The sequence below is a fragment of the Arthrobacter sp. I3 genome, from assembly GCF_000520575.1.
Taxonomy (GTDB): domain Bacteria; phylum Actinomycetota; class Actinomycetes; order Actinomycetales; family Micrococcaceae; genus Arthrobacter; species Arthrobacter humicola_A.
Genome location: NZ_KI914927.1, coordinates 1 through 6,168 on the forward strand (window position 1 = coordinate 1; position 6,168 = coordinate 6,168).

5 protein-coding genes and 1 pseudogene are annotated in these 6,168 nt (G+C 69.4%); 3 read left to right on the forward strand and 3 right to left on the reverse strand.

Annotated elements, in window-relative coordinates:
• Nucleotides 1-557, reverse strand: a pseudogene (locus Y706_RS29770) (hypothetical protein); the annotation flags it as partial.
• 506 nt (nucleotides 558-1,063) lie between these two features.
• On the opposite strand from Y706_RS29770, the gene Y706_RS0111400 reads away from it, so the two are divergent.
• The 3 genes from Y706_RS0111400 (at nucleotide 1,064) to holA (ending at nucleotide 4,735) form a co-directional block, all read left to right on the forward strand.
• On the forward strand, nucleotides 1,064-1,735 hold the full coding sequence (locus tag Y706_RS0111400; RefSeq protein ID WP_043436033.1) for a ComEA family DNA-binding protein: 672 nt from the start codon (nucleotides 1,064-1,066) through the stop codon (nucleotides 1,733-1,735).
• 517 nt (nucleotides 1,736-2,252) lie between these two features.
• Nucleotides 2,253-3,785 carry a ComEC/Rec2 family competence protein gene (locus tag Y706_RS0111405; protein ID WP_253906771.1) on the forward strand — a complete coding sequence of 511 codons (1,533 nt, stop codon included), beginning with the start codon at nucleotides 2,253-2,255 and terminating at the stop codon, nucleotides 3,783-3,785.
• A complete protein-coding gene (holA, locus tag Y706_RS0111410; protein WP_028276695.1) occupies nucleotides 3,719-4,735 on the forward strand; it encodes a DNA polymerase III subunit delta in 1,017 nt (338 codons plus the stop codon). The genes Y706_RS0111405 and holA overlap by 67 nt, the downstream gene beginning before the upstream one ends.
• A 190-nt stretch (nucleotides 4,736-4,925) precedes the next feature.
• On the opposite strand, the gene rpsT is transcribed toward holA, so the two are convergent.
• On the reverse strand, nucleotides 4,926-5,186 hold the full coding sequence (gene rpsT / locus Y706_RS0111415; RefSeq protein ID WP_018773112.1) for a 30S ribosomal protein S20: 261 nt from the start codon (nucleotides 5,184-5,186) through the stop codon (nucleotides 4,926-4,928).
• A gap of 203 nt (nucleotides 5,187-5,389) precedes the next feature.
• Nucleotides 5,390-5,995 carry a type II toxin-antitoxin system PemK/MazF family toxin gene (locus tag Y706_RS0111420; protein WP_028276696.1) on the reverse strand — a complete coding sequence of 202 codons (606 nt, stop codon included), beginning with the start codon at nucleotides 5,993-5,995 and terminating at the stop codon, nucleotides 5,390-5,392.
• Nucleotides 5,996-6,168: the final 173 nt, after the last annotated feature.

The window sequence follows — 6,168 nt, forward strand, 5'->3', positions numbered from 1 at the left end:
ATGACGGGTGGCGTCGTGGGCGCGGGTCCCGACACTGACGTTCGTGGAATCGTTGGCGTTGAGGAGGCCGGCGGGGCCGTTGGAGGCGGAGTCGTTGGCGGCGGCGTTGGCCCGGGGTCTGGCTGATTCGGCCCGATAGTGTAGCTGGGCTGCTGGCCTGAGCCGTTGACCCACAGGGCGGCCTGCACCCTGCGGGCACTTCCGGGCTCCAGCCACCAGAGCACCTGCACGTTGCAGTGGTAGACAACCGTGACATTGGCGACGGCGCCCTGCGGCGGAACTGCATGGATCGAGGTGGCGGCTGTTTGGGTGGTCCAGATGAAATTCTGGTCGGCAGTCATTCCTGCCGTGCCGTCGACCGAAACATGCGCTATGCCGTACAGACCGTGCTGAGGGCAGAAACTGCTTTCCAAAGAAAACTTGACCACCTGGGTTGAGGTGGCTTGCGTAGTGTCTGCCACGACCGGCGGGGCTGGCAGCACGGTGCCGCCAAGCGCCAGCACCGCCGCGGACCCAAACAACCACTTCATTGCACACCAGCTTTCGACGCCTGACATTTACATCCAGGCGATCAGGGTTGCCCCCAGCCGGCAAAGTCTTCTCGATTGGATGCAGACGTTACCACCGGGTCCGGGCGGGCACCAGCGTAGGGAATACTTGCCTGATGCCGCGGATCTACGCGTATTACGCAGGTATTTCCACATACGCCCGGTCCCCGGTATCAGCGGGGGTAAGGGCTGCCTAGAGTCGTTCCATGCCACGCCGCAACCCGGGAACTGAATCCGCCACAGGCGTCAGGGTTGCCCGCGAACGCCTGGCAGCAACGCGCTGGGCTGCCCGGAGTGCGGAAGATGCTGCGGATCCGGGCGAATCCGCGGATCCGGGCCGGGAACCAGGCGACTCAGCGGGGCTGTTGGAGTTGCAGGTTCCGGCGCCAGGCAGCCCTGTCCCGGTCCGGGCAGCTGATGCCGTCCTCGCTGCTGGACGGCGCGTAGGGGGCGGCACTTCACACCTTGCGGATGAAACCCGCGGGTACCGCCGGGCAGGACGACAGGCGCTGGCTATGCGATTTCGGGCCAGGACAGGGGTCAAGGCTGCTGCCCTGCTGGGCGTCCTTGCCGTGGTCCTGGGCGGCTGCTTCTGGTGGCAGGCCGGGACCGGCGGCTCGCAGGTGGTGGCTCTTAGCGACTCCGCCCCGGCCGCCGAGGAAGCACCCGATCCGGCGGATGGCGGGTCAACCGCGCCGCCGGGAGATGATGCCACCGCGGAGCCGGAAAGCATCGAGGTCCATGTTGCCGGTGCCGTGGCCAGCCCAGGGGTGGTTCAACTGCCGGCGGGAAGCCGGCTGCATGAGGCGATTGCAGCGGCGGGCGGGCCCACGGTTCTCGGGGATCCGGACCGGCTCAACCTGGCCGCCGTGCTGGAGGATGGGCAGAAGGTCCTGGTGCCCATCCGCGGCGAACCGGGTCAGGCGGATGCGCCCATGGACGGCTCACCTGCGCCCGGGTCCGGTAGGGGCGGCACGGGGCCAGTCGGCGGGGGCGGGAAGGTCAACCTCAACACCGCCGGCCTCGAGGAACTCGGGACCCTCCCGCGCGTCGGGCCGGTGCTGGCGCAGCGGATCGTGGATTGGCGCCAGCAGCACGGGCGGTTCAAGACAGTGCAGGAGCTCGACGCCGTCGACGGGATCGGTCCGAAGCTGCTTGAGGCCCTGCTCCCATTGGTGGGTATCTGACGTGGCAAATCCTGAGATCGAAAAGCCCGGCACTGCACAGCCTGGCACTGCACGGCGTGGCGTGGATCGGACCGGCCCGCCGGGTTCTGTGGCGGTCCCACAGAGCCGCTGGCAGCGCTACGTCGATGCGGCAGTCGATTCCCCGGCGCGTGCGGAGCACGAGGAACCGGTGGCCTCCGGGCGGATCCGCGGATCGGGCAAACCCGCGCGCTACACCTCCGCGCGTCAGCGCCCGAGCGAACGGACACGGCGGACGGACGTTCGTCTGGTTCTCCCGGCGCTCCTTGTCTGGGGGACCGCCGTTGCCGGAAACTGGCTGCCCCCTGCAGGGCTGGCCGGTCTCTGCACGACGCTGGCGGCGGCCGCAGGCATGTTCTTCTTGGCCGGTCGCGTCATCCTCGGCCGTTCTGGCCCCCGCCCGGCGAGGGAGCGGGGCGCCAGGAGTGGGCGGTGTGGCCACGGGCGCGGCCGCAGTGCCGGGCAGGCGGTTCCGCGCAGCATTCGCGCCACAGTGGCTGTGGCGCTGTTGCTGTCCCTCGCGGCAGGCTCGCACGCCGCCGTCGAGGCCTCCCGGCGGCACGACGGCGCCATCGCTGAAGCTGTGGCCGCCCGTGCGGCCGTCGTCGCGGAACTGGAAATTGCAGGCGCCCCCCGAAGGCTCAGGATTCCCGGTGCCGGTGGCCTGCCGGACCGCTGGGCAGTTCCCGTGATCCTGACGGCGATGACCTTCGGTGGCCACAGGGTCGCCGGGGACGCGCGGTTCGTCGTCATGGGCGGGGCCACGTGGGGAGTCGCCGTTCCGGGCCAGCACCTGCGCGCCACAGGCAAACTCCGTCCCTCCGCGCCAGGGGAGCCGGAGGCAGGACTCCTGGCAGCGACGTCGGCTCCAACGCTGTTGCGGGGATCCGGGCCCTGGCAGCAGGGTCCCGGGGAGCTTCGCCGCGCCTTCACCGCCGCGGCGGCACGGTTCGGGGGCGACGCCGGCGGGCTGCTGCCCGGCATGGTCACCGGCGACACCAGCGCCCTGGACCCCGAGTTGGAAGCCGCCATGAAGACCGTCGGGATGACGCACCTGACCGCCGTCAGCGGGGCCAACTGCAGCCTGATCCTCGGGACGCTGCTGCTCGCCGCCCGCACGCTCCGCCTTCCGCGCGCGGCAGCGGCCGCGGCCAGTCTCGCGGGGCTGGCGCTGTTCGTCCTCATGGTGGGACCGGATCCGAGTGTGCTGCGGGCCGCACTCATGGGCAGCATCGGCCTCGCGTCAGTAGCTTTTGGCCGGGCGGGGCGCGGACTCAGCCTGCTCTGTGTTGCCGTTATCGGCCTGCTGCTGGCGCAGCCGGTCCTGGCTGCCAGCTTCGGATTCCTGCTCTCGGTCCTGGCCACGCTGGGAATCGTGGTCGCCGGACGCCGCATCATGGACTGGCTGCCACCTTCGGTGCCGCGCTGGGCTGCAGCCGGCGTCGCCGTGCCCCTGTCCGCCCAGCTCTTCTGCGCCCCGGCGATCGTGTTGTTGCAGCCGCAGTTCGGCACCTACACGCTGCCCGCGAATGTGGCCGCCGCAGCACTCGTGGCGCCAGTTACACTCCTCGGCACGGCCGCCGTGGTGCTCCTGCCCGCTCTCCCGGCCGCAGCGGGCCTCCTCATGGCCGCCGCTGCTGCCTTCGCTGGCGCGGTGGCGGGGGTCGCCCGGTTGTTCGCGGCACTCCCGGGCGCCGCCCTGCCCTGGCCGGAAGGGGCCTTCGGTGCAGCCACCATGGGAATCTTTTCCGCGACTGTGCTGGCGGCAGCATGGCTCGCCCTGCACCCGGCCGCGGCCGCCCGTGGCGTTCTCGCGGCACACGCGCGGGTGGTCGCCGTCCTCGACGGACGGCCGCATTCGGCGGCACGGTCAGCCGGCCGGCGGGCCGTCAGCCGCGGCTTGGAGCACCGGTCCGGGCGTGGGACGCTTAGAGTCCGCAAACCAACTTCCGGGAGGAATCACGAGTGGCTGCTGCCCAGACCCAACGGCCCAGGACCTCGGCGTCGAACACCGCCACCTGGCGTGATGTGACACCTGCTGCCGTCGTCCTGGTGGGCGGTCCGGAAGACTACATAGGTGCCCGGGCCATGGACCGTATCCGCGCGCAGGTCCGCGCGGTGGCGCCCGACGTCGAAATTACGCGGCTCAATGCCGGCAGCTACACGGCCGGGTCCCTGGCCATGAACGTCAGCCCTTCGCTGTTCGGCGAACAAAAGCTCATCGAGGTCGACGGGCTCGAGGCGATGAACGATGCCTTCCTCGCCGATGCCCTGAAGTATGTGGTCCAGCCGGAACCGGAGGCCTTCCTGGTGCTCCGCCACGGCGGGGGAGTCCGCGGCAAGAAGCTGCTGGACGCCATCAAGGCCGCGGGCTGGCCCGTTGTTGACTGCCAGCCGCTCAAGAAAGACGCCGAGAAGATTGCCTTCGTCACGGCCGAGTTCCGGGCGGCCTCCCGGCGTATCGACCCCGACGCCGTGCACGCCCTGGTCAATGCGGTTGGCGCGCAGCTCGCGGAACTCGCCGCCGCCTGCAGCCAGCTGATCGCTGACGCCACCACCGGCGTGGACGCGGCCATGGTGGACAAGTACTACGGCGGCCGGGTCGAGGCAACGGGTTTCAAGGTCGCCGACGCCGCGATGGCCGGCAACGGCCCGCTGGCCCTCTCCACACTTCGCCACGCCCTGGCCACCGGCGCGGACCCGGTGCCGATCGTGGCTGCCCTGGCGTCGAAGTTGCGCTCCCTGGCCAAGGTGGCCGGCGCGCAGGGGTCGTCGTCGCAGATCGCCAAGCAACTGGGTATGCAGCCTTGGCTCGTCGAACAGGCCCAGCGGGAAGTCCGGCGCTGGACGCCCGAGGGGCTGGTCCGCTCCATCCAGGTCACCGCCGAGGCCGACGCCCAGGTCAAGGGCCTCTCCCGGGATCCTGTCTATGCGGTGGAACATGCGGTAACGGTGATTGCCACCTCGGCCAGGAGTTCCTGACACCCGCGTTCGAACCCAGGTGCGGCGTGTCGGCCCTGCCGGCGCGGACCCGGCTGCGGGCAGCCGGCGGCGTACCGGAGTCGTACGAGAACGGGTGCGGAGTCGGCCCATTGCGGAACCGGCTTAACTGGATGTGGCCGGCACCCATGGGGTGCCGGCCACAATCATCAGTTCAAGTGAACTGGAAACCTTAGAGCGCGTTGACCTTCTTGGAGATGGCCGACTTGCGGTTTGCAGCGTTGTTCTTGTGGAGAACACCCTTGCTGACGGCTTTGTCCAGCTTGCGGCTGGCAGAAAGCAGTGCAACAGCCGCAGCATCCTTGTCGGTGGACTCAACGGCGGTGTTGACGGCGCGGATGGCCGTCTTCAGCTCGGACTTGACTGCGTTGTTGCGCAGGCGAGCCTTTTCGTTGGTCAGGATGCGCTTCTTCTGGGACTTGATATTAGCCACGTGTGAACTCTCTTTTTCAATGCGGAAAATGGTCTAGAGGGCTTTCAGATTGGCCATTGACTGAGCGGCGTGGGGATACCTATGGCGACCAACCATCTGTGGCCGTCGACCTGCACGGACACACAGCTGTAAATAATAGCAGAGATCAACGTGCAGGCACGAGTGCGGGTGGCGATTCGCCGCCGCGCACGGCGTCCGCCGGGTCAGCTCCAGCCGTGCCGCTGCCGCAGCGCGGCCGCGATGTGGTTGAAGCGGCCTGCGTCCAGGATCGCTCCTTCGCGCCGGATGTCCTTCGCGTTGATCTGCAGAACCCGGTCCAGCTTCGCTTCGCTGGGCCGCCACTGGCGGTCCCAGGGTCCCGTGCCGATGTCCACGTAGTCATCCGACCGGCGGGAGTCGCCGTCGTGGTCCTTGCTCGTCAGCATCAGGCCCAATAAATACCGGCCGCTGGTGCCCACCAGCAGCACCGGGCGGTCCTTGCCCTGGGAGTAGTCCTCTTCGTAGGGCACCCAGGTCCAGACGATTTCGCCGGGCTCGGGCAGGCCGTTGGGTGCGGGGGCATAGCGGACGGCGGCCCGCCCCCGGAAGTCGCCGGGATATGTTCCGGTCAGTCCGGCGGCCGGGGCGCCGCCTGTGGAGCGGGCCGGGGTGCCGGGGCGCGCCTGGCCCGGCCGCCGCTTCGCCGCAGGCTTTCGGGCGGGTTTTGCCGCCGGCCCACGGGTGGTTCCCGGTGCGGAGCCGCCAAGTTTATCCAGGAAGCGCAGGGCATCGCGGACCGCGCCGCTGATCGATCGTAAGTTCCAAGCCATGGGGAAACCATACCGGCAACCCCTGCAGAGAAAGGGCAGGGAAAGAGCGGGGGAGAGGTGGGGCAGAGGGTGGCCGTAGTCGGCTGGCGGCCAGGCGGGGGCGGACCCAGGAACGGCGCAGCACGCAGCCAGATCCGGGGGCCAACCGCGCGTGGAACCGAGGCCAGATCGGC

What these genes read in the sequence shown, in the direction of transcription:
- Y706_RS0111420 (WP_028276696.1), bottom strand. Translation starts at nt 5,995, where the DNA reads ATGGCTTGGAACTTACGATCGATCAGCGGCGCGGTCCGCGATGCCCTG.
- Y706_RS0111400 (WP_043436033.1), top strand. Translation starts at nt 1,064, where the DNA reads ATGCGATTTCGGGCCAGGACAGGGGTCAAGGCTGCTGCCCTGCTGGGC.